Source organism: Mesorhizobium sp. INR15 (genome assembly GCF_015500075.1).
Taxonomy (GTDB): Bacteria; Pseudomonadota; Alphaproteobacteria; order Rhizobiales; family Rhizobiaceae; genus Mesorhizobium.
Genome location: NZ_CP045496.1, coordinates 2,548,662 through 2,566,620 on the forward strand (window position 1 = coordinate 2,548,662; position 17,959 = coordinate 2,566,620).

The 17,959-nt window shown below is 61.5% G+C and carries 19 protein-coding genes; 9 read left to right on the forward strand and 10 right to left on the reverse strand.

Annotated elements, in window-relative coordinates; all coding sequences use genetic code 11:
• Nucleotides 1-130 precede the first annotated feature (130 nt).
• Nucleotides 131-343 (reverse strand): cold-shock protein, encoded by a 213-nt coding sequence (locus tag GA829_RS12420; RefSeq protein WP_112396569.1) that lies wholly within the window; start codon nt 341-343, stop codon nt 131-133.
• 282 nt (nt 344-625) lie between these two features.
• Here GA829_RS12420 and GA829_RS12425 point away from each other — a divergent pair, with 282 nt between their 5' ends.
• Entirely contained in the window at nt 626-952 is a 327-nt protein-coding gene (locus GA829_RS12425; RefSeq protein ID WP_195178787.1) for a hypothetical protein, read from the forward strand.
• Nucleotides 953-1,027: 75 nt separating this feature from the next.
• On the opposite strand, the gene GA829_RS12430 is transcribed toward GA829_RS12425, so the two are convergent.
• On the reverse strand, nt 1,028-1,603 hold the full coding sequence (locus GA829_RS12430) for a methylated-DNA--[protein]-cysteine S-methyltransferase (RefSeq protein ID WP_195178788.1): 576 nt from the start codon (nt 1,601-1,603) through the stop codon (nt 1,028-1,030).
• Nucleotides 1,604-1,784: 181 nt separating this feature from the next.
• On the opposite strand from GA829_RS12430, the gene GA829_RS12435 reads away from it, so the two are divergent.
• Together GA829_RS12435 and GA829_RS12440 are read left to right on the forward strand one after the other, a co-directional pair.
• On the forward strand, nt 1,785-2,723 hold the full coding sequence (locus GA829_RS12435) for a lytic transglycosylase domain-containing protein (protein WP_195178789.1): 939 nt from the start codon (nt 1,785-1,787) through the stop codon (nt 2,721-2,723).
• A complete protein-coding gene (locus tag GA829_RS12440; protein WP_195178790.1) occupies nt 2,716-3,204 on the forward strand; it encodes a GNAT family N-acetyltransferase in 489 nt (162 codons plus the stop codon). Before GA829_RS12435 ends, GA829_RS12440 begins: the two co-directional genes overlap by 8 nt.
• On the opposite strand, the gene GA829_RS12445 is transcribed toward GA829_RS12440, so the two are convergent.
• Entirely contained in the window at nt 3,205-3,543 is a 339-nt protein-coding gene (locus tag GA829_RS12445; protein ID WP_195178791.1) for a hypothetical protein, read from the reverse strand.
• Between the two features lie 141 nt (nt 3,544-3,684).
• Here GA829_RS12445 and GA829_RS12450 point away from each other — a divergent pair, with 141 nt between their 5' ends.
• From GA829_RS12450 to GA829_RS12465, 4 genes are all read left to right on the forward strand, one after another.
• Nucleotides 3,685-4,428, forward strand: a complete 744-nt coding sequence (locus tag GA829_RS12450; protein ID WP_195178792.1) for a DUF899 family protein — start codon at nt 3,685-3,687, stop codon at nt 4,426-4,428.
• Between the two features lie 74 nt (nt 4,429-4,502).
• The gene (locus GA829_RS12455; protein ID WP_308462333.1) at nt 4,503-4,904 is read left to right on the forward strand and encodes an endonuclease domain-containing protein; all 402 of its coding nucleotides are present in this window, start codon (nt 4,503-4,505) and stop codon (nt 4,902-4,904) included.
• Between the two features lie 139 nt (nt 4,905-5,043).
• On the forward strand, nt 5,044-5,508 hold the full coding sequence (locus GA829_RS12460; RefSeq protein WP_195178793.1) for a cupin domain-containing protein: 465 nt from the start codon (nt 5,044-5,046) through the stop codon (nt 5,506-5,508).
• 272 nt (nt 5,509-5,780) lie between these two features.
• Entirely contained in the window at nt 5,781-6,173 is a 393-nt protein-coding gene (locus GA829_RS12465) for a Rid family hydrolase (RefSeq protein WP_195179613.1), read from the forward strand.
• A 47-nt stretch (nt 6,174-6,220) separates the two neighbouring features.
• Here the strand turns inward: GA829_RS12465 and GA829_RS12470 are convergent, their stop codons facing one another.
• The 5 genes from GA829_RS12470 to GA829_RS12490 all read right to left on the reverse strand — a co-directional run bounded on the left by GA829_RS12470 (nt 6,221) and on the right by GA829_RS12490 (nt 14,318).
• On the reverse strand, nt 6,221-8,062 hold the full coding sequence (locus tag GA829_RS12470) for an NACHT domain-containing protein (protein WP_195178794.1): 1,842 nt from the start codon (nt 8,060-8,062) through the stop codon (nt 6,221-6,223).
• Nucleotides 8,063-8,267: 205 nt separating this feature from the next.
• Nucleotides 8,268-11,765: a carbamoyl-phosphate synthase large subunit gene (gene carB, locus GA829_RS12475; RefSeq protein ID WP_195178795.1), complete on the reverse strand. Its 3,498-nt coding sequence runs from the start codon at nt 11,763-11,765 to the stop codon at nt 8,268-8,270.
• 236 nt (nt 11,766-12,001) lie between these two features.
• Nucleotides 12,002-12,994 carry an SH3 domain-containing protein gene (locus GA829_RS12480; protein ID WP_195178796.1) on the reverse strand — a complete coding sequence of 331 codons (993 nt, stop codon included), beginning with the start codon at nt 12,992-12,994 and terminating at the stop codon, nt 12,002-12,004.
• Between the two features lie 133 nt (nt 12,995-13,127).
• A complete protein-coding gene (locus GA829_RS12485; protein ID WP_195178797.1) occupies nt 13,128-13,886 on the reverse strand; it encodes a metallophosphoesterase family protein in 759 nt (252 codons plus the stop codon).
• Nucleotides 13,887-13,958: 72 nt separating this feature from the next.
• The gene (locus GA829_RS12490; protein ID WP_195178798.1) at nt 13,959-14,318 is read right to left on the reverse strand and encodes an ArsR/SmtB family transcription factor; all 360 of its coding nucleotides are present in this window, start codon (nt 14,316-14,318) and stop codon (nt 13,959-13,961) included.
• A gap of 195 nt (nt 14,319-14,513) precedes the next feature.
• On the opposite strand from GA829_RS12490, the gene GA829_RS12495 reads away from it, so the two are divergent.
• Nucleotides 14,514-15,689, forward strand: coding sequence for an MFS transporter (locus GA829_RS12495; RefSeq protein ID WP_195178799.1), 1,176 nt, complete (start codon nt 14,514-14,516; stop codon nt 15,687-15,689).
• Between the two features lie 34 nt (nt 15,690-15,723).
• Here the strand turns inward: GA829_RS12495 and GA829_RS12500 are convergent, their stop codons facing one another.
• Entirely contained in the window at nt 15,724-16,188 is a 465-nt protein-coding gene (locus GA829_RS12500) for a MarR family winged helix-turn-helix transcriptional regulator (protein ID WP_195178800.1), read from the reverse strand.
• A gap of 176 nt (nt 16,189-16,364) precedes the next feature.
• Here GA829_RS12500 and GA829_RS12505 point away from each other — a divergent pair, with 176 nt between their 5' ends.
• Entirely contained in the window at nt 16,365-17,159 is a 795-nt protein-coding gene (locus GA829_RS12505; RefSeq protein WP_195178801.1) for an SDR family NAD(P)-dependent oxidoreductase, read from the forward strand.
• A gap of 58 nt (nt 17,160-17,217) precedes the next feature.
• On the opposite strand, the gene GA829_RS12510 is transcribed toward GA829_RS12505, so the two are convergent.
• Entirely contained in the window at nt 17,218-17,871 is a 654-nt protein-coding gene (locus GA829_RS12510) for a dihydrofolate reductase family protein (RefSeq protein WP_195178802.1), read from the reverse strand.
• Nucleotides 17,872-17,959: the final 88 nt, after the last annotated feature.

The window sequence follows — 17,959 nt, forward strand, 5'->3', positions numbered from 1 at the left end:
CGGGCTGGCAGCTATCTGCTGATCCAGCTTGTCGGGTCATTCGCTCCGGTGCGCTTCTCGCGCGACTGTCAGTACATCCGTGACTTGCCGTGCGCCCCGGGCTCTCACCCGGCGCGCGCCATTCGCAAAATCAGGCTGCCTTGCTCAGAGAACCAGCGGACGACTTGCCAGTGCGGCGGTCCTGCTCGATCTCGAAGTTGATCTTCTGGCCTTCGACCAGGGTCGACAGCCCAGCGCGCTCAACAGCGGAGATGTGAACGAAAACGTCCGCGCCGCCATTGTCAGGCTGGATGAAGCCGAAGCCCTTGGTGGAGTTAAACCACTTGACCGTTCCAGTTGCCATTTTAGATAGTCCTTCAACATTTGCTTTAGTTTGACCGAATATGGATTCAGCCGGTGTGCATCGAGATTTTGGAGATAGACGTCAGCAAACGCGAAGATCGCGAGGCCCGGATCGATCGGCCGAAATATCAATGGGACGCATATAGTCTGCTTTCGCAAGAAAAACAAGACTGCGTGAGAAAGCTGTGATCGGGCCGCTGCCCAATGGCCGCCCCAATCGCATGAAAACCTCGGCGTGGGATCGCGTTGCCAACGGCTTTGGGATCCGGCTTGGGAGAGGATCATGAAGACCATTCTGCTTGCCGCCTGCCTGACACTGGTGGCCGCCGAGGCGCAGGCGATCTCGCGCTATGACCCGACGCATATGAGTTGCGGCAAGGTTCAGTCGACCATCGCGCGGCAGGGTGCCGTGATCCTGCGCTATCAATCGACCCGCGTGCCAGGACTGCCGCTTTACGACCGCTATGTGCAGAGCCAGCAGTTCTGCACCATGGGCGAGGTCAGGACCCGCGCCTATGTGCCGAGCGCCGACACCAAGTCCTGCCCAGTGTACATCTGCAAGCGCGTGGAGACCGATCATTTCCATCGCCGATTCTTCCGGCGCCACTGAAGATTTTGCCGATTCCGGTGATGCCGGCTTCGGCATCGAGACGCCTCGGTGCGCGGCTCGTCGATGTCGCCCGGCCTAGAACCCGAACGAGACTTGCGCCGCCGGCGGGGGACCGACGCGCACGCCTTCCATGGCCAGCATCTTTTCCTTTGTGGCGGAACCGCCGGGGGCCGAGAAGCCGCCGATCTTGCCGCCGGCGGCAAGAATGCGGTGGCATGGGATGACCAGCGGCACCGGGTTGGCGCCAAGGGCCGCTCCGGTTTCACGGGCAAGGCCGGCATGGCCGGCGGTCTTGGCCAGTTCGCCATAGGTGGTGGTTTCGCCGAAGGCGAGCTTGCGCGCCGCATCATAGATGGCGAGGCGGAAATCATCGACGCCGGCAAGGTCGACCGGCACGCCGGTGAAGTCGATATCCTCGCCCGCTGCATAAGCTTTGATCGAGGCGATCAGCTCGGCCACCCATGCTGGCTGCTGGCCTGGGTTGGAGGCGTCGACACCGGCATGTCGCAGAAGCCGGCGCTCGACCGCCTCGCGGCTGCGCTCGGGCAGGCAGAGCCGGATCAGGCCCTTTTCGCTCCAGGCGATGCCCATGAAACCGATCACTGTTTCTAACACTGCGTGGCCGGCTGTGATCTCTGATGGCGTTTGCATGGTCTGCTCCTTTCGCAAAATGGCGGGAAAGCGGCATTCGCGCTAGTACATATCAGGAACAATATGGCAGTTCGGCCTGAGTCTTGCCACCCGAAAACCACCTGGGCGCCCCGATTGCCCGCCGGGAATCGCTGGTGTAAGTGATTTCTTAACGACCCGACGAACCGGACCCGAGCGCGGCTTGCCAGCAAGATTAAACCTTATAGCGATCGGTGTGATCGTCGGAGTTGCCGGCCTCAGTGGCTGCACCTCCACTTCACAGATGAAGCCCGCGCCGTCTTTCACGGAAACAGTCGCCGCTGCTGGCGCTGATGCCGGCTTCACCATACCGCTGCCAGAGACCGTGACAGTGCTGCCGGAATCCTCCGGCATTGCCCCCGTTCAGACAGCTGAATTGCCGCTCGATCCGGCAGCGCAGCCGGCCAACGCCTTTGCCGGACCGACCCCGCTGGCGGTTCCCGCCGTGCCGGCGGTGATGACCGCGGGGGCGGCTCCTGCCGTCGTCAAGACCAATGCCACCGCCGCGTCCGCCTATGCGATCGCTGGCGTTGCGCCGGCCGCCGGCAAGCAGGCTACTTTGCCGCTGGCGAGCGGCACGGCCGCTCAGGCCGGCGTCATGCCTGGCGTGCAGCAGGTTGCCTATGTCGTGCCAAGGAACCCGGCCGCCCTTGTCCAGTTTCCCGCCGCGCCCGTGCAGCAGCAGGAAGAGCCGCATGCGACGGGTGTGCGCGGCGATGTTGATCGCCTGATCGTCAAATACGCCGCCCTCTATCAGGTGCCGGTGGATCTGGTGCGCCATGTCGTCAACCGCGAAAGCACCTTCAACCCCAAGGCCTACAACAACGGCCATTGGGGGCTGATGCAGATCAAGCACGCGACGGCGCGGGGCATGGGCTATGACGGCCCGGCCAAGGGTCTGTTCGATGCCGAGACCAACCTGAAATACGCGGTCAAATATCTGCGTGGCGCCTGGCTGGTGTCCGATGGCAACGCCAAGCGCGCCGACTGGCTCTACCAGACCGGCTACTATTTCGACGCCAAGCGCAAGGGCCTGCTGGAGGCGACCGGCCTCGGTGTCGACCGCCAGCGCCGTCGCGCTCAGCCCGTGCCGGATGCCTGAGCCGCGCCCGCCGGTTCCTAACGACATCCGGCTGCGCAAGATTCTCGATGACACACTGGTGGCGCCGCACTGGCCGCAGGGCTTTGTCATGCGCTGTTTCGAGCCGGCCGACGCGCATGCCTTGCATGCGTTGTTGAGTGAAGTGTTCAATGACGGCGCCGACGGGCCCTTCGAGGCGTGGTGGCCGCGTATATCAGGCGACCCCGAATTCGACCCGGCGCTGTGCTTCCTGGCGATCGACGGCAAGGGCCGGCTGGCGGGTGCGGCCGTGTGCTGGACGAGCGCTTTCGTCAAGGACCTGGCGGTTCACCCCGAAGCGCGCGGCCAGGGCCTTGCCGAGGCGCTGATGTGGCATGCCTTCGCCGCCTTTCGCGAACGCGGCGCATCGCAGGTCGACCTCAAGACCAACACCGTGGAAAACGCCGCTGCCGTCAGGCTCTACGAACGGCTCGGCATGTTCGAGGTCGCCTGGACAGGCTGATCAGATGTCGGGCGCGTTGCCGATTTTCTGCTTGAGTTCCAGCGCCCAGGCGCGGCCTTCGTCGCCGCCCCACAGCAGCCAGGCGATGTAGCCGGCCGAAGGGTTTGCCTCATTGCCGTAGTTCTTGCCGCGCTTGTCGACTTCGTGGCGGGCGAAGTAGCTGACCATGCGGCGGATGGTCGAGGGCGCCAGCTTCTCGCGGTTCTTCAATTCGGTGGCGCGCGCCACGCCGATCTCGGTGCCGCCACGGCCAAACTGTCCGCGCAGCCGCAGGCCCTTGGCGGCGTTGTCGGCCACCACCTTGGGGCAGCGCAGGTCGATCTCGTCGTCGTCGTGCATGATTCTCCCCTTGGTATGGCAGGCAAGCATATAGGGCGATCTTTCGTGGCGTAAATTGTCGGAACCGATCTTCGCCATCCGTCCTTCGTCTGTAGAGCACCCTTGCCGGGACGCCGGCGCTGTGGCCGAAGGAGCCTGATCATGATCACCTTTCCCAACGAATCCGCCAAATACCGCACCGCTCGCCAAAAACTGCTGCTGAGGGAAATCGAGCTGCGCCGCGCCATGGAAGCGGTGGCGGTGGCGCGCCGGGCCCTGCCGCCGGGCGGACTGATCCGCCAGGATTATGTATTCGACGGGCTGGACGATGCCGGCAAGCCGGCGAAGATCAAGCTGTCGGAGCTTTTCGCGCCCGACAAGGGCACGCTGATCCTCTACAACATGATGTTCCCCCGCCATCCCCAGGAAAAGCGCGATGTGGCGACGGGCGGCGAGACCGCAAAGCTTGCCAGGCACGACCAGCCTTGCCCTTCATGCACCTGCCTGCTCGACCAGTTCGACGGCGCCATCGGCCATCTCGAGGCCGCCGGTTTCAATTTCGCCGTGGTGGCCAAGACCGCGCTTGAAAACCTGACGGCGCTCGGCCGCGACCGTGGCTGGAAAAACATGCGGCTGGTCTCTTCGGCCGGCAACAGTTTCAAGCGCGACTACAATGCCGAGGCCGACGACGGCGCGCAGTTGCCGCTGCTGTCGGTGTTTCACCGCGACGCCGACGGCATCCGCCATTTCTGGTCGTCGGAGCTCGACCTGGCGCCGACCGACCCCGGCCAGGACCCGCGCGGCCTCGGCACCTGCGAGACCCTGTGGAACCTGATGGACTTCACGCCGGAGGGCCGCCCGGACTGGGACGAGCAGCTGCAGTATGGCGCGGCGTGTTGTCATTAGGGGTGGCGGCTCTCCCTTCTCCCCTTGTGGGAGAAGGTGGCCTCGCGCAGCGAGGTCGGATGAGGGGTGTTCCAGTGAGTGCCAACCTCGCCTATCCTCTCACCATGCCACACCAACCCGTACTGCCGGCAAAAAGGCATTTCGCCAAAACTTTGCGGCGAGAACCGACTGATGCCGAGGACAAGCTTTGGCACGAACTGCGCGGTCGAAAACTCGACCGCATCAAGTTTCGCCGGCAGGTCCCGATAGGGCGGTTCATCGCCGATTTTGTTTGTGCTGAGGCCATGTTGATCATCGAGATCGATGGCAGTCAGCATGCGGACTCTAGCTCTGATCGGGAGCGGGACAACGAACTGAAGCTGCGTGGTTTCCGCATTTTGCGTTTCTGGAATGATGAGGTGCTGCGCGAATTGGATTCCGTCTGCGACACCATTATCGCCTATGTACGAGATGCAAGTTTGCAACCGTGGCGGTGATGGGCTGCGCATAAGCACACACCAAGCTGGAACACCCCTCATCCGACCTCGCTGCGCGAGGCCACCTTCTCCCACAAGGGGAGAAGGGAAGTAGCGCGGCGGCGTGTCCACCAAACATAAGCTGTGAAAGGAGCCCCACATGCCAAAAATCGACCTCTCCGCGGTGCCCGTCCGCAAGGGCTCCGGCTATCCCGCGCCTTTCGACCAGCCTTGCGCCACCCGCACGCGGCAGCGTCTCGGCGATGCCGGCGGGCTCACGGATTTCGGCGTCAACCTGATGCACCTGCCGCCTGGCGGATGGTCGAGCCAGCGCCACTGGCACAGCCATGAGGACGAGCTTGTCTATGTGCTGGAGGGCGAGTTGATCCTGGTCGAGGATGGCGGCGAGACGGTGCTGCGCGCCGGCGATTGCGCGACCTTCGCCAGGAACAGCGGCAACGGCCACCATATGATCAACCGGTCCCCGGTGACGGCGCTCTACCTGGAGGTCGGCTCGCGCTCTCAGGACGATGTCATCACCTGTTCCGACATCGACATGATGAGCCCGAGTTCCGATGGACGGTTCCTGCACAGGGATGGGACGCCGTATCCGGGGCAGGGGTGATGGGCGGCGCAGGCCTTCCTTCTCCCCTTGTGGGAGAAGGTGGATCGGCGCGTCAGCGCCGAGCCGGATGAGGGGTGTTCCAGCGGAATGAGACACTGATAATCAGTTATACGGTCACGGCTGGACAAGCGGTGTTGCCAAGCTGGAACACCCCTCCTCCGTCCGAGCTTCACTCGGCCACCTTCTCCCACAAGGGGAAAAGGGAAGAACGGCGCTGGCGTTCATCCCGCAGCCCGCTAAGCTCCCTCCTCAAAACCCTGGGGAGGACCACCATGAAGAAAGAAGTCATCGAAGTGCCCGTCATGTCGGCCAAGGTGCGGGCGCTGGGCCTGCCCTGTTCGACAGCGGTGAAGGCCAACGGCTTTGTGTTCATCTCGGCGACGCCGCCGGTGGACATGGAAACAGGCGATATGGTGCGCGGCGACATCGAAACGCAAACAGACGCGTCGCTGAAGGCGCTGAAACATTGCCTGGAAGCGGCCGGCACCTCGCTGGAAAACGTGGTGATGGTGCGCATCTACGCCGTCAATTCCGGCTTCTACAACGCCATCAACCGGGTTTATGCCAGGTACTTCAGCGTGAATCCGCCGGCGCGGAGTTTCGTGCCGGTGGCGTCGTGGCCGATGGAGTTCGATATCGAGATTGAATGTGTGGCGGTGGCGTGAGGTATTCGACCCAATGTTTCAGAGCGACAATAAAATAACTATCCCGTTCACTTTTTTAAGGAAGCAGATAGTAATTTCCTTTTCCTTTCATGTTTTTCTGTCAGCTCTCTAATCAACTTCTTAATTACTTTAGATAAATTGGCAACGTATTTGACAAGGCCAGCGCGTTTCACTGTTGCTGCGGGTATTTTGGCTGCCTCTACCAGAGAAATCCGGGTGTCGTCCAACGATTTTCTTGAGAGGCTCTTAGACCAGTCGGAATCTCCGTGCACGTACACATTATACGTATCAACTTCGTAGTGCTGCGTTAGCTGCTGAATCAGCTTATAATTACAATCTAAACTCGGCGACTGTTTGTAAAATCGGGTCCACGGCGCAATAATGTAAGGCTCTTCTCGGGCTGTTTCGCCAGTGCTGTCGGAAATTTTTCCGATGACGTAATACGGTGCCAATACCGCTGCCAAAGCTCTCGTGCCCTTTGCGCCGTCAATCGCTTTGTCAAGGTCATTTAAACGCTGTATTAGATATTTCCGTTCGAACTCCTCGCTGTCGATGTCAATAAACATTTGTACGCATTCATTTACATCGACTGAGTCCTTTACGATAAAGTCTATAAATTCGTACACCTCAGGTATGCTTCTTTTCGAAAGAAATAATGCCGTAAAATATTCCTGAAAAGATCGATGTATAAACGATATTACCTCACCTTCTCTGTGCATTATGCAGATGTTCTTGATGGCGTCGTGTTGAAAATCAGAATATTTTACGTTGCTGTCTTCGTACTGTATCGCCTTTTCTGAATATCTTCGCAATGAAGATTCATCAAAGCTATACTTCTTGTCGACGTAACTAGTGAAACAAAAAGTCATAAATATTCTTTTGAAGTCATCCAGGTCGAGTCCTGTCGCAAACTCCCGATGGTACTCGGCCTTTGTGGTGTCGTGTTTTCGGAATAGTACGTCAAATGCTGTTCCATAAAACACATGCATCTTGGACGGTATATCTTGGAACTCTCGAAATGTTAAAAGCATCATCGAGGCCAAAAGAGGATTAGATAGAAGTTTTTCGTGAGTCTTGTAGAGTCCTTCTCGTATCATCTTCAGAAATGAAGCCTTATCTTTTTCATCATAATCTATTCGTCTTATCATTCTTTCGACTTGTTCAATGGACAATGGAGCGACGCTGTATTCAGAAAACGTGTTCCAACCAAGGAATCGATTTATATCTGGCCTCGAAGACAATATAATAAACGTCTCTGGGTAATCTCCCGCCATTCGTAATATTTGTTTTTCAGCGGAGGCGCGATGTCGCGTAGAAATCTCGTCGAAGCCGTCCATTACCAAAGCAAACGCACCATTCTTCAATCCAGCCTGTACCGATCTCTCTGATACGAAGCTGTTAAATGGTAATAATTGCTGGGTTATGTATGAAATTATACTTTGATCTTGAAAATTGATATATCTTAGTTCAATAAATATTGGTACTCTCTTTAGATCTTGGTCGTTAGCCCACGTTCTGTATATATGCTTCATTGTAAACGATTTTCCAGCCCCTAGTGTGGCTGTGATCACTGAGTGTTTTGATTTTTTTCCAAAATCCGATATATACTTATCTATATCTACGTGTATTTCGTTTTGGCCAATTAAATTTACTGGTTCGTAGGCTTTTTCGAGAGAAATTGGGTGATTGGTGGATATGAGTGTTTTTACGTTCGAGCACGAATTTAGCTTCGTCGAAATATATTTCTGAAATCCAACGGAATATTTTGATGAAAGGTAGCCCACACCTTCTTTTGAGTTCTGCATTATCCCTAGAAAAGTTTTCTCTACCAGTTGGGCAATTGATTTTGACACACCGTCATTTATGCCGTCGCCAAAACCATCCGACATGCCATCTCCCCTTTTTGAATTGTCGCTTTGCTGAAATTCAACCCCTCTGCAAACTAAGAGCTTAGTTGCGCCGTTGTAAATCCGTCCGTCGTATTTTTCTTGTTAATGCCAAGCTGTCCAACTCCGCGTATTCCCTGCGAAGTTTGCTCAGCGGGCACTGCCTCATCGAGTGTCTACTATCTTTTGCTACTAGGTCTGCCCGAAGCTAAGCAAAATATTCCTGCAGCGGCCGCACCTCGAGGCTCCCCGCCTTCAGTGCCGCGATCGCTTCCGCCACAGCCGCAGCACCCGACAGCGTCGTGTAATACGGCACCTTCTGCATCAGCGTTGCCCGCCGCAGCGACTTGGAGTCCGACACCGCCTTCTGGCCGTCCGTCGTGTTGAAGACGATCTGCACCTGGCGGTTGCGGATCGCGTCCTCGATGTGGGGGCGGCCTTCCAGGACCTTGTTGATCTTCTGGGCGTCGACGCCGTTTTCGGCCAGGAAGCGCTGCGTGCCTGATGTCGCCAGCACCTTGAAGCCCAGGCCGGCGAGGCGCTTCACCGCCGGCAAGATGCCGGCCTTGTCCTCGTCGCGCACCGAGACGAACAGCGTGCCGGAGCGTGGCAGGTCGACGCCGGCGCCGAGCTGGCTCTTGGCGAAGGCGAGCGCGAAGTCGCGGTCGAGGCCCATGACCTCGCCGGTCGAGCGCATTTCCGGGCCAAGCAGGATGTCGACGCCGGGGAAGCGGGCGAAGGGGAACACCGCTTCCTTGACCGCGATGTGACCGGGATTTCTGGGGTCGGGCATGGGGCCGTAATGGGCGAAGGCGTCTTCCAGCGTCTCGCCGGCCATGATGCGGGCGGCGATTTTCGCAATGGGACGTCCGACGGTCTTGGCGACGAAGGGCACGGTGCGTGACGCGCGCGGGTTGACCTCCAGCACATAGACCGTGCCGTCCTTGATGGCGTATTGCACGTTCATCAAGCCGCCGACATTGAGCGCGCGGGCAAGGGCCGCCGTCTGGCGCTCCAGCTCGTCAACCAAGTCCGATGGCAGCGAGTGCACCGGCAGCGAGCAGGCACTGTCGCCGGAATGGATGCCGGCTTCCTCGATGTGCTCCAGAATGCCTGACACAAATGTCGCCTTGCCGTCGCAGAGGCAGTCGACATCGACCTCGATGGCGCCGGAGAGATAGGTGTCGAACAGCAGCGGGTTCTTGCCCAGCAGCGTGTTGATCTGGCCGGTCTTGTCGTTGGGGTATTTCTGCTTGATGTCCTCCGGCACCAGGCCGGGCACGGTGTCGAGCAGGTAGGTCTGCAGCATGCCTTCGTTGTAGATGATCTGCATGGCGCGGCCGCCCAGCACATAGGACGGGCGCACCACCAGCGGGAAACCGAGTTCGCCGGCAACGAGGCGGGCCTGCTCGACCGAATAGGCAATGCCGTTCTTCGGCTGGCTGAGGTTGAGCTTGTGCAAGAGCTTCTGGAAACGGTCGCGGTCTTCGGCCAGATCGATCATGTCGGGCGATGTGCCGAGGATCGGGATGCCGGCCTTTTCCAGCGCATCCGCCAGCTTCAGCGGCGTCTGGCCGCCGAACTGGACGATGACGCCAACCAGCTCGCCAGATGTCTGCTCGGTGCGCAGGATCTCCAGCACGTCTTCCGCCGTCAGCGATTCGAAATAGAGCCGGTCCGAGGTGTCGTAGTCGGTCGACACCGTCTCGGGGTTGCAGTTGATCATGATCGCTTCATAGCCGGCGTCACGCAGCGCGAACGCGGCATGGCAGCAGCAATAGTCGAACTCGATGCCCTGGCCGATGCGGTTCGGCCCGCCGCCGAGGATGACGACCTTCTTGCGGTCCGAGACATGCGCCTCGTTGGCAAGGCTGCCGGCGAAGGGCACTTCATAGGTCGAGTACATGTAGGCGGTGGGCGAGGCGAACTCGGCCGCACAGGTGTCGATGCGCTTATAAACTGGATGAACGTCGAGTTTTTCGCGAATCTTCTGAATCACTTCCGCGTCGGTCTTCGTCAGCGACGCGAGGCGGGCGTCGGAGAAGCCCATGGCCTTCAGCATGCGCAGGTTGACGGCGTCCTGCGGAATACCGTGCTCGCGGATGCGGGCCTCCATGGCAACGATGCCGGCGATCTGTTCGAGGAACCACGGGTCGATCTTGCACATGGCGTGCACGTCTTCCAGCGAGGTGCCCATGCGGATGGCCTGCGCCACCATGCGCAGCCGGTCCGGCGTCGGCGTGCCGAGTGCGGCGCGGATGGCGTTGCGGTCGTCCGGACTGTCGCCAAGGGCATGGCCGAGGCCGGGGATCTCGATCTCGTCGAGGCCGGTGAGGCCGGTTTCGAGACCGCGCAGCGCCTTCTGCAGCGATTCCTGGAATGTGCGGCCAATGGCCATGACTTCGCCGACCGATTTCATGGCGGTGGTCAGCACCGGCTCGGCACCGGGGAATTTTTCGAAGGCAAAGCGCGGGATCTTGGTGACGACATAGTCGATGCTCGGCTCGAACGAGGCCGGCGTCGCACCGCCGGTGATGTCGTTCTCCAGCTCGTCCAGTGTGTAGCCGACGGCGAGTTTCGCGGCGATCTTGGCGATCGGGAAACCGGTCGCCTTGGAGGCCAAGGCCGACGAGCGCGAGACGCGCGGGTTCATCTCGATGACGACGAGGCGGCCATCGGCCGGATTGACCGCGAACTGCACGTTGGAGCCGCCGGTCTCGACGCCGATCTCGCGCAGCACCGCGATCGAGGCGTTGCGCATCATCTGGTATTCTTTGTCGGTCAAGGTCAGGGCAGGGGCGACGGTGATGCTATCGCCGGTGTGCACGCCCATCGGGTCGATGTTCTCGATCGAGCAGACGATGATGCAATTGTCCGCCTTGTCGCGGACAACCTCCATCTCATACTCCTTCCAGCCAAGCACGCTTTCCTCGATCAGCACTTCGGTGGTCGGCGAGGCGTCGAGGCCGGACTGCACGATCTCGTAGAATTCGGCGCGGTTATAGGCGATGCCGCCGCCGGTACCCCCCATGGTGAAGGACGGGCGGATGATGGCGGGCAGGCCGACATGGTCAAGTGCCTGGGCGGCAATCGCCATGCCATGGCTGATGTAGCGCTGCTTGCGGTCGCCTTCACCGAGGTTCCAGCGGGTTTCCAGCGCATCGAGCGCGGCGTCGAGATCGGCGGGCGCCTCGGCCTTGACGGCGGCGCGCTCGGCCTCATGTGTCTTGCGGTCGGCGTTCTTGACGTCGGTGGCGTTGGCCAGCATCGACTTCGGCGTTTCCAGGCCGATCTTGTGCATCGCCTCGCGAAACAGGGCCCGGTCCTCGGCCTTGTCGATGGCATGCGCATCGGCGCCGATCATCTCGACATTGTAGCGGTCGAGCACGCCCATGCGGCGCAGCGACAGAGCGGTGTTGAGCGCGGTCTGGCCGCCCATGGTCGGCAGCAGCGCGTCGGGCCGCTCCTTGGCGATGATCTTGGCCACCACTTCGGGCGTGATCGGCTCGATATAAGTGGCGTCGGCCAGTTCCGGGTCGGTCATGATCGTGGCCGGGTTGGAATTGACCAGGATGACGCGGAAGCCTTCCTCCTTCAGCGCCTTGCAGGCCTGCGTGCCGGAATAGTCGAACTCGCAGGCCTGGCCGATGACAATGGGGCCGGCCCCGATGATCAGGATCGACTTGATGTCAGTGCGTCTTGGCATGGGCGAAAATCCGTTCGGCAAGCGGCTTGCACAAAAAACCGGGACGGGAAGACCCGGCCGGTTGTGCTCGCGATTCTGGTGTCAGGCTAGGAGGGCCTTATAGGGAAGAGTTTTGCCCGATGTAACCCCGAAAATGAGGGAGATTGGGGATTAGGGCAGTAGGCAGTAGGCAGTAGGCAGTAGGCAGGGAGGTTCGAGTGTCTGTTGCCTATTCCCTATTGGCTACTGCCTAGTCCCTAATCCCCAAGCGCCTGCGCGTCCGTGATCTCGAAGCGCTCGGAAACGCCGACGCGGATCATGTTGAGGCTGCCTTCACGGGTGAAGCGGAAGTCGCTGGGCGAGTCCGAGCCGGCGGGCTGTCCAGCATCGAAGGAAATGACGCGCGTGCCGCCATCGGGCCAGCTCACGGTGACTTGGGCCTTATTGCCGTCGGTGTGCACGACACTCGTCCGGCAGCCAACCATCGGCTGGCCGACATAGCGGGCGCAAGGGATTTCGCTTGGCGCGTCGGCGGCGCTTAAGGCAGCCTGCGGCTCGGCTCGCGCGACGGTCAAGGTGTCGGCGGCCGATGTGGCATCGGCCTGGTCGGGCCTCTGCGTCGGAACCGGTACAGGCAACCTGGCTGGCTCCTGCTCTGCCGTCGGGTCTTCGATCTCGCCGGTCATCGGGTTTTCCTGCGCCGCGAAGGCGAGGCCGTAGGCATCCTGCATGGCTATCGTCGCGACGGAGGGGCTGGCCACCTGGCCTGTTCCACCCAGGCGCTCCGTCAAATCGGGCGGCAGCGTCGCCAGGGACGGTTCCTTCACAGGAGCAGATGCCGCGGTTCCGCCGATTGTCCCGGCATTGGCGACAGAAGGCGTGTCCGCCGAAAGTGCTGCATCCACGATGGCTGTCGGATTGATCGGGTTCAGGTAGCGCGCCGGGGTCCAGCCGCTCACTCTTGGATTCTCGATGTCCTGGACCTTGCACCATTGGTGGCCGTCGATGTCGTTGCAGCCGAGGTTGTTGACGCTCGAACCATCGGGCAGGCGGGCCTCGGTCTTGCCCATCGGCGACGGCTTGGCGCGGATGTTGAGCAGGTCGCCCGGCGCCAGGCCCGTGACAATCGAAACGATGGTTGGGGAGACGATAGCGGGCGTCTCCTCGGCGCTGGCCGCCAAAGCGGTCAGCAGCACAGGGGCGACAATCAGCGCCTGCAGCGTCGTCCGTAACGTTACCGTGCGCCTCATTACCTGGCCGTGGCGATCAACTGTTACCAAGGGCGCGACCGGCCATAAAAGCACCGCCGCGAACCGAGCCGATTTTATAAGGGACGACGCGGTGCGATGTAACCCTGAAAATTTAACGCCCGGATGAGCGCGTTCAACCTGGCATGAACCCGGTCCGCAGCCCATGGGCCCATTCCGGGCGTCCCGCCTGTTCGGCCTGCCGGGCCGCCGCCTCGTGGTCGTAGTCGACGGCGATGGCCTCGAAGCGGTCGGGCTGGCCGGTATCGCCCAGCGTGACGATGCCATAGCGGGCATGTGGCGAGCCCTGCTCGGAAACATGCGCCGGTGGTGTCGAATCGTCATAGGCGGGACAGCCGATGCTGCCGGGATTGAAGATCACCGGGCCATCGGGCAGGCGGATCAGCTCGCTGCGGTGGCTGTGGCCGCACAGCACGATGCGGTATCGGGGGTCTAGCATCTTCAGCCGGCGCCTGATGGCGGCCAGCGGCGCGCGCACCAGCTGACCGTCGGTTATCGCGTCGGCTAGGTATTTCTCGTCATGGTCGGGCCGGGCGTGAAAGGCGATGACGCCGGGCACAATCTCCAAGGTGAGCGGCTGGGCGAAAAGCACCTTGCGCTGCGCCGGTGTCAGCCGCTGCTGCGCATAGAGATCCGAAGGCCATATCTCATCGTTCGCGGGGTCCTGCGCAACGCGGCGGTCGTGGTTGCCGCGCACCGTCGGCAGATCGAGCGCCTCCAGCCGTTCCATGGTTTCGCGGGGCCACAGGGGACCGGAAACGCTGTCGCCGAGATTGACGGTCAGATCGGCGCCGCCGCGCTGCCGCAAATCCTCCAGCACGGCGTCCAGGGCCAGCACATTGCCATGGATATCAGCGAGGACGGCAATGCGCATTGGGAAGCTCCTGTGGCGAGGCAGCGTTCTCTCCCACTCCCGTGGGGCGAGGAAGCCAAATTCTGCGAGGTCCTACGCCTGGACCTTCTCGGCTTCGTGGCCGCCGATCATCGGCAACGCGGCGTCATCGCCGGCAGCGGCAACAACGCTGTCAAGCAGGCCTGGGAAGCGGGCGTCGAGATCGGCGCGGCGCAAGGTGATCAGCCGGCTGGTGCCGACCACCTCGGCGCGGGTGACGCCGGCCTCGCGCAGCTTGGCCAGGTGGTAGCTGAGATTGGTCTTCGAACAGAGATCGAGGAACTGGCTGCAGTTCAGCGGCACGCCTTCCTTGCTGGCGAGGTAGCGCACGATGGCAAGCCGCGTCGGGTCGCCGAGCACGCCGAGCACGATGGGCAGGCTGATCTGGTCGGCATTGGGGTGAGGCAAGGTCATGCCTCGAAACTAAGCACAGTTCGGGGGGATTTCAACGCATCAGTCCTTCCTGGGGGTGCACAGAGTTTCTCCGGAAGCGATCCTTGCTGACACAGGGCTGTCAGCAGGGTTCAGCTATTTTCACGAGGGTTGATTGACATCATGCCCTGTTATGTCCAATTGTTCAATAACTTTTGAACTAAGGGGATATCCCACATGGACAAGCGTCTCTTCTGGCTTGCGCTCGGATCGTTCACGATCTCGACCGAGGGCTTCGTCATCTCAAGCCTTCTGCCCGATATCGCCTCTGACGCCGGCATTTCCATTCCGCTGGCTGGCACGCTGATCACCGCTTTCGCGCTCGCCTATGCGATCGGCACGCCGATCCTGGCGACGCTGACCGGCGAATGGGACCGGCGCCGCGTCATACTGTGGACGCTGGTGTTCTTCGTCATCGGCAACATTGCCGCCGCCATGAGCTCGTCCTTCGAACTGCTTCTGATCGCCCGCATCGTCATGGCGCTGTCGTCCGGCTTGTTCGCCGCGACGGCCCAAGGCACGGCGGTGGCGCTGGTCGACAGCCATCACCGGGCGCGCGCCATTGCCGTCGTCGTTGGCGGCACCACGGTGGCGGTCGCCGTCGGCGCCCCGCTCGGCGCGCTGGTCGCGGCCTTTGCCGGCTGGCGCGGCACATTCTATGCCATCGCCGGGCTTGGCGCGCTGGCCGGTGCGATCCTTTGGTACCGGCTGCCGCGCGGCATTGTCGGCACCAAGCTGCCGCTCGGGCAACGGCTTTCGGCGGCGCTCCGTCCCGGTGTGATGCCGATCCTGTTCACCACGCTGCTGGCGTTGACCGGTGCGTTCACGGTGTTCGCCTATGTCGCGCCGCTCGCCATCGAAGGCGCCGGCCTCAGCCAGATCGCGCTGCCCGGCATGCTGCTCGCCTTCGGTGTCGGCGCCGTCATTGGCAACATCGTCGGCGGCCAGGCCGCAGACCGTTTCGGCGCCACTCGCACCGTCGGCTGGTCGCTGACGCTAAGCGCCGCCATGCTGGTCATGCTGTCGGTCGTCCCGACCTTCCTGCCGCGCGACATCGCCGGGCCGGTGCTGATGGCGATGATGGTGCCGTGGGGCATTGTCGGCTGGGCGTTCCCGCCGGCGCAGGCCAGCCGCATCATCAAGCTGGCGCCTGATTCGGCGCCGATCGTGCTGTCGCTCAATGGCTCGGCGCTCTATCTCGGCGTGGCGCTGGGCGCGGTGGTTGGCGGCGGTGTGCTGCGCTACGGCGCGCCGGCCGACCTCGGCCTGATCGCCGCGGCGTTCCCGATCATCGGGCTTGGTATCGTGCTGGCCGGGCGGCTGGCGAAGCCGGTTGCCGTGCCGGCGGAGTAGAATTCCCGACAGAACCAGTCAGGCGGCCGCTCCTTCAGGCAGAAGGGGCGGCCGTCGGCGTTTCAAGATCCAGCGCGGCGACTTCATCCAGCATGGCGCGCAGGTCCGTCGCCTTTTGCTGACCGACCACGGCCTCGAAGCGCTGCTGGGCAACGCTCCATAGTTTTATCGCTTCCTCGAGCTTCATCTCGCCCCGCGGCGTCAGCCGCACGCGCTTGACGCGGCGGTCGCTGGCGTCGGCGAAGGTTTCGACATAGCCGTCGCGGATCAACGGTTTCAGCGTATGGCCGAGCGCCGACAGGTCCATGATCAGCGCCTCGGCCAGGGTGCCCATCGCTGGCTCGGTGCTGGCATGGATCTGAAAGAGCAGGCCAAATTGCGTGCCCTTCAACCCGGAAGGCGCCAGCATGTCATCATAGAAACGGCCAAGGCTGCGTCCTGCGCGGCGCAGTGTGGCGTTGTTGCAGAGGCTGAATCCCGGCGGCTGAGCTTTGGTCATGCGAACTCCTTGACCAGCGAACGCATTCGCAGGCCTGCCGCAGAAATAGTTTCTATCGCCGTCGTTGACAAGATAGTGGCATATGCCTACTTCATGAAAGTGGCATATGCCACTAATTCAGATTGGCCATGAGACGAAGGGCATCAGCCTCGTCCGGCAGAACAAGGAACAGGACAATGAGCACTGGGGAAAACAAGGGCACGGCGGTCGTCACCGGCGCTTCGGCTGGTATCGGCGCGATCTATGCCGACAGGCTGGCCGGGCAGGGCTATGATCTCGTGCTGGTGGCGCGCCGCGCCGACCGGCTCGAGGAACTGGCCGAGAAACTACGCTACGCCTACGGCCACAAAGTCAGTGTCATCGGCGCCGATCTGGCCGATGACGGCGACGTGCGTCGCGTCGAGCAGTCAATCGCCGCCGACGACAGCGTGACGCTGCTGGTCAACAATGCCGGCATTGGCGGCCAGCAAGTGGTGGCAACGGCCGACGCTGACGAGGCCGAACGCATGATCAAGGTCAATGTCATCGCCTTGACCCGTCTGACGCGTGCCGTGTTGCCGGGACTGCTGGCGCGCAATCGAGGCGCCATCGTCAACATCGCCTCGGTGCTGGCCTTCGACACCTCATTCGGCGGCATCTACAGCGGTACCAAGGCGTATGTCGTCAACTTCACCGAGGCCTTGCAGCGCGAGGTCGCGAACACCGAGGTGAAGGTGCAGGCGGTTCTGCCGGGCGCTACCCGGACCGATTTCTGGGAACTGGCGGGAAGCGACATCGATAACCTTCCAAAGGAGATCATCATGACGGCTGACGATATGGTCGACGCAGCCCTTGTCGGCCTGGCCCGGGGCGAAGCCGTTACCGTGCCGGGGCTCGCCGACGCGGCCAAGCTGGATGCTTTCCTTGGCGCGCGGCAGGGCTTCTACGGCAGCCTGCACGCCAGCAAGCCAGCGGCACGCTACGCGGCTTGAGGGAAGATTGCGGCGGTCGGCACGCACGCCGACCGTCACAGCTGGGCGAGGGACCCTACTATTTCAGGTTCTTGCGCCGTTCGATCTCGGCGTCGGACAGCGTCTCGGGGGCGAATGACCCAACCTTGATCTCACCGCCACGTTCATAGGTCGCCATGATGACACCGGTGCTCGAGGTTTGCGAGCGGGTCAGCTTGAGCGCGCTGGGCATCGTGCCATTGCCGAACATGCGCTTGCCCTTGCCCAGTACGAGCGGGAAGATCAGCAGGCTGATCTCGTCGATCAGGTCGTTGGCAAGCAAGGTCTGGATCAATTCGCTCGAGCCCTGGATGAGCAGATCCGGACCGTCCTCCTGCTTGAGTTTGCGCAGCGTTGCCACGGCATCGTCGCCAAGCGGCTGGGTGTTCTGCCAGGACAGGCTGTCGGGCCGGTGCGTCGCCACATATTTGGTGACCGCGTTGAAGCTCTCGGCGATCGGGTCATTCTCCTGATAGGGCCAGTGCGCGGCGAAGATGTCGTAAGTCTTGCGGCCGAGCAGCAGGTCGAAAGGCTTCGAAAAGGCCTCGCCCATGACAGCCCCCATGGCGTCGTCCCAGTAGTGGAACGTCCAGCCGCCGAACTGAAAACCGCCTGCCGGATCCTCTTCCGGTCCGCCCGGCGCCTGCATGATGCCGTCAAGGCTGAGGAATGTCGCGGCGATGATCTTTCTCATGGGATATTTCCTTTTCCTTGATCCATGCCGTAGTGGCCGGACTTCAGCCCAAGGACGCGCGACCGGCTAAGGGTCCGACAGGCCATGG

Excerpts from the sequence above, each read along its gene's own strand:
- GA829_RS12420 (WP_112396569.1), bottom strand. The coding sequence starts at position 343 with ATGGCAACTGGAACGGTCAAGTGGTTTAACTCCACCAAGGGCTTCGGC.
- GA829_RS12425 (WP_195178787.1), top strand. The coding sequence starts at position 626 with ATGAAGACCATTCTGCTTGCCGCCTGCCTGACACTGGTGGCCGCCGAG.
- GA829_RS12430 (WP_195178788.1), bottom strand. The coding sequence starts at position 1,603 with ATGCAAACGCCATCAGAGATCACAGCCGGCCACGCAGTGTTAGAAACA.
- GA829_RS12440 (WP_195178790.1), top strand. The coding sequence starts at position 2,716 with ATGCCTGAGCCGCGCCCGCCGGTTCCTAACGACATCCGGCTGCGCAAG.
- GA829_RS12445 (WP_195178791.1), bottom strand. The coding sequence starts at position 3,543 with ATGCACGACGACGACGAGATCGACCTGCGCTGCCCCAAGGTGGTGGCC.
- GA829_RS12450 (WP_195178792.1), top strand. The coding sequence starts at position 3,685 with ATGATCACCTTTCCCAACGAATCCGCCAAATACCGCACCGCTCGCCAA.
- GA829_RS12460 (WP_195178793.1), top strand. The coding sequence starts at position 5,044 with ATGCCAAAAATCGACCTCTCCGCGGTGCCCGTCCGCAAGGGCTCCGGC.
- GA829_RS12465 (WP_195179613.1), top strand. The coding sequence starts at position 5,781 with ATGAAGAAAGAAGTCATCGAAGTGCCCGTCATGTCGGCCAAGGTGCGG.
- GA829_RS12470 (WP_195178794.1), bottom strand. The coding sequence starts at position 8,062 with ATGTCGGATGGTTTTGGCGACGGCATAAATGACGGTGTGTCAAAATCA.
- carB (WP_195178795.1), bottom strand. The coding sequence starts at position 11,765 with ATGCCAAGACGCACTGACATCAAGTCGATCCTGATCATCGGGGCCGGC.
- GA829_RS12480 (WP_195178796.1), bottom strand. The coding sequence starts at position 12,994 with ATGAGGCGCACGGTAACGTTACGGACGACGCTGCAGGCGCTGATTGTC.
- GA829_RS12485 (WP_195178797.1), bottom strand. The coding sequence starts at position 13,886 with ATGCGCATTGCCGTCCTCGCTGATATCCATGGCAATGTGCTGGCCCTG.
- GA829_RS12490 (WP_195178798.1), bottom strand. The coding sequence starts at position 14,318 with ATGACCTTGCCTCACCCCAATGCCGACCAGATCAGCCTGCCCATCGTG.
- GA829_RS12495 (WP_195178799.1), top strand. The coding sequence starts at position 14,514 with ATGGACAAGCGTCTCTTCTGGCTTGCGCTCGGATCGTTCACGATCTCG.
- GA829_RS12500 (WP_195178800.1), bottom strand. The coding sequence starts at position 16,188 with ATGACCAAAGCTCAGCCGCCGGGATTCAGCCTCTGCAACAACGCCACA.
- GA829_RS12505 (WP_195178801.1), top strand. The coding sequence starts at position 16,365 with ATGAGCACTGGGGAAAACAAGGGCACGGCGGTCGTCACCGGCGCTTCG.
- GA829_RS12510 (WP_195178802.1), bottom strand. The coding sequence starts at position 17,871 with ATGAGAAAGATCATCGCCGCGACATTCCTCAGCCTTGACGGCATCATG.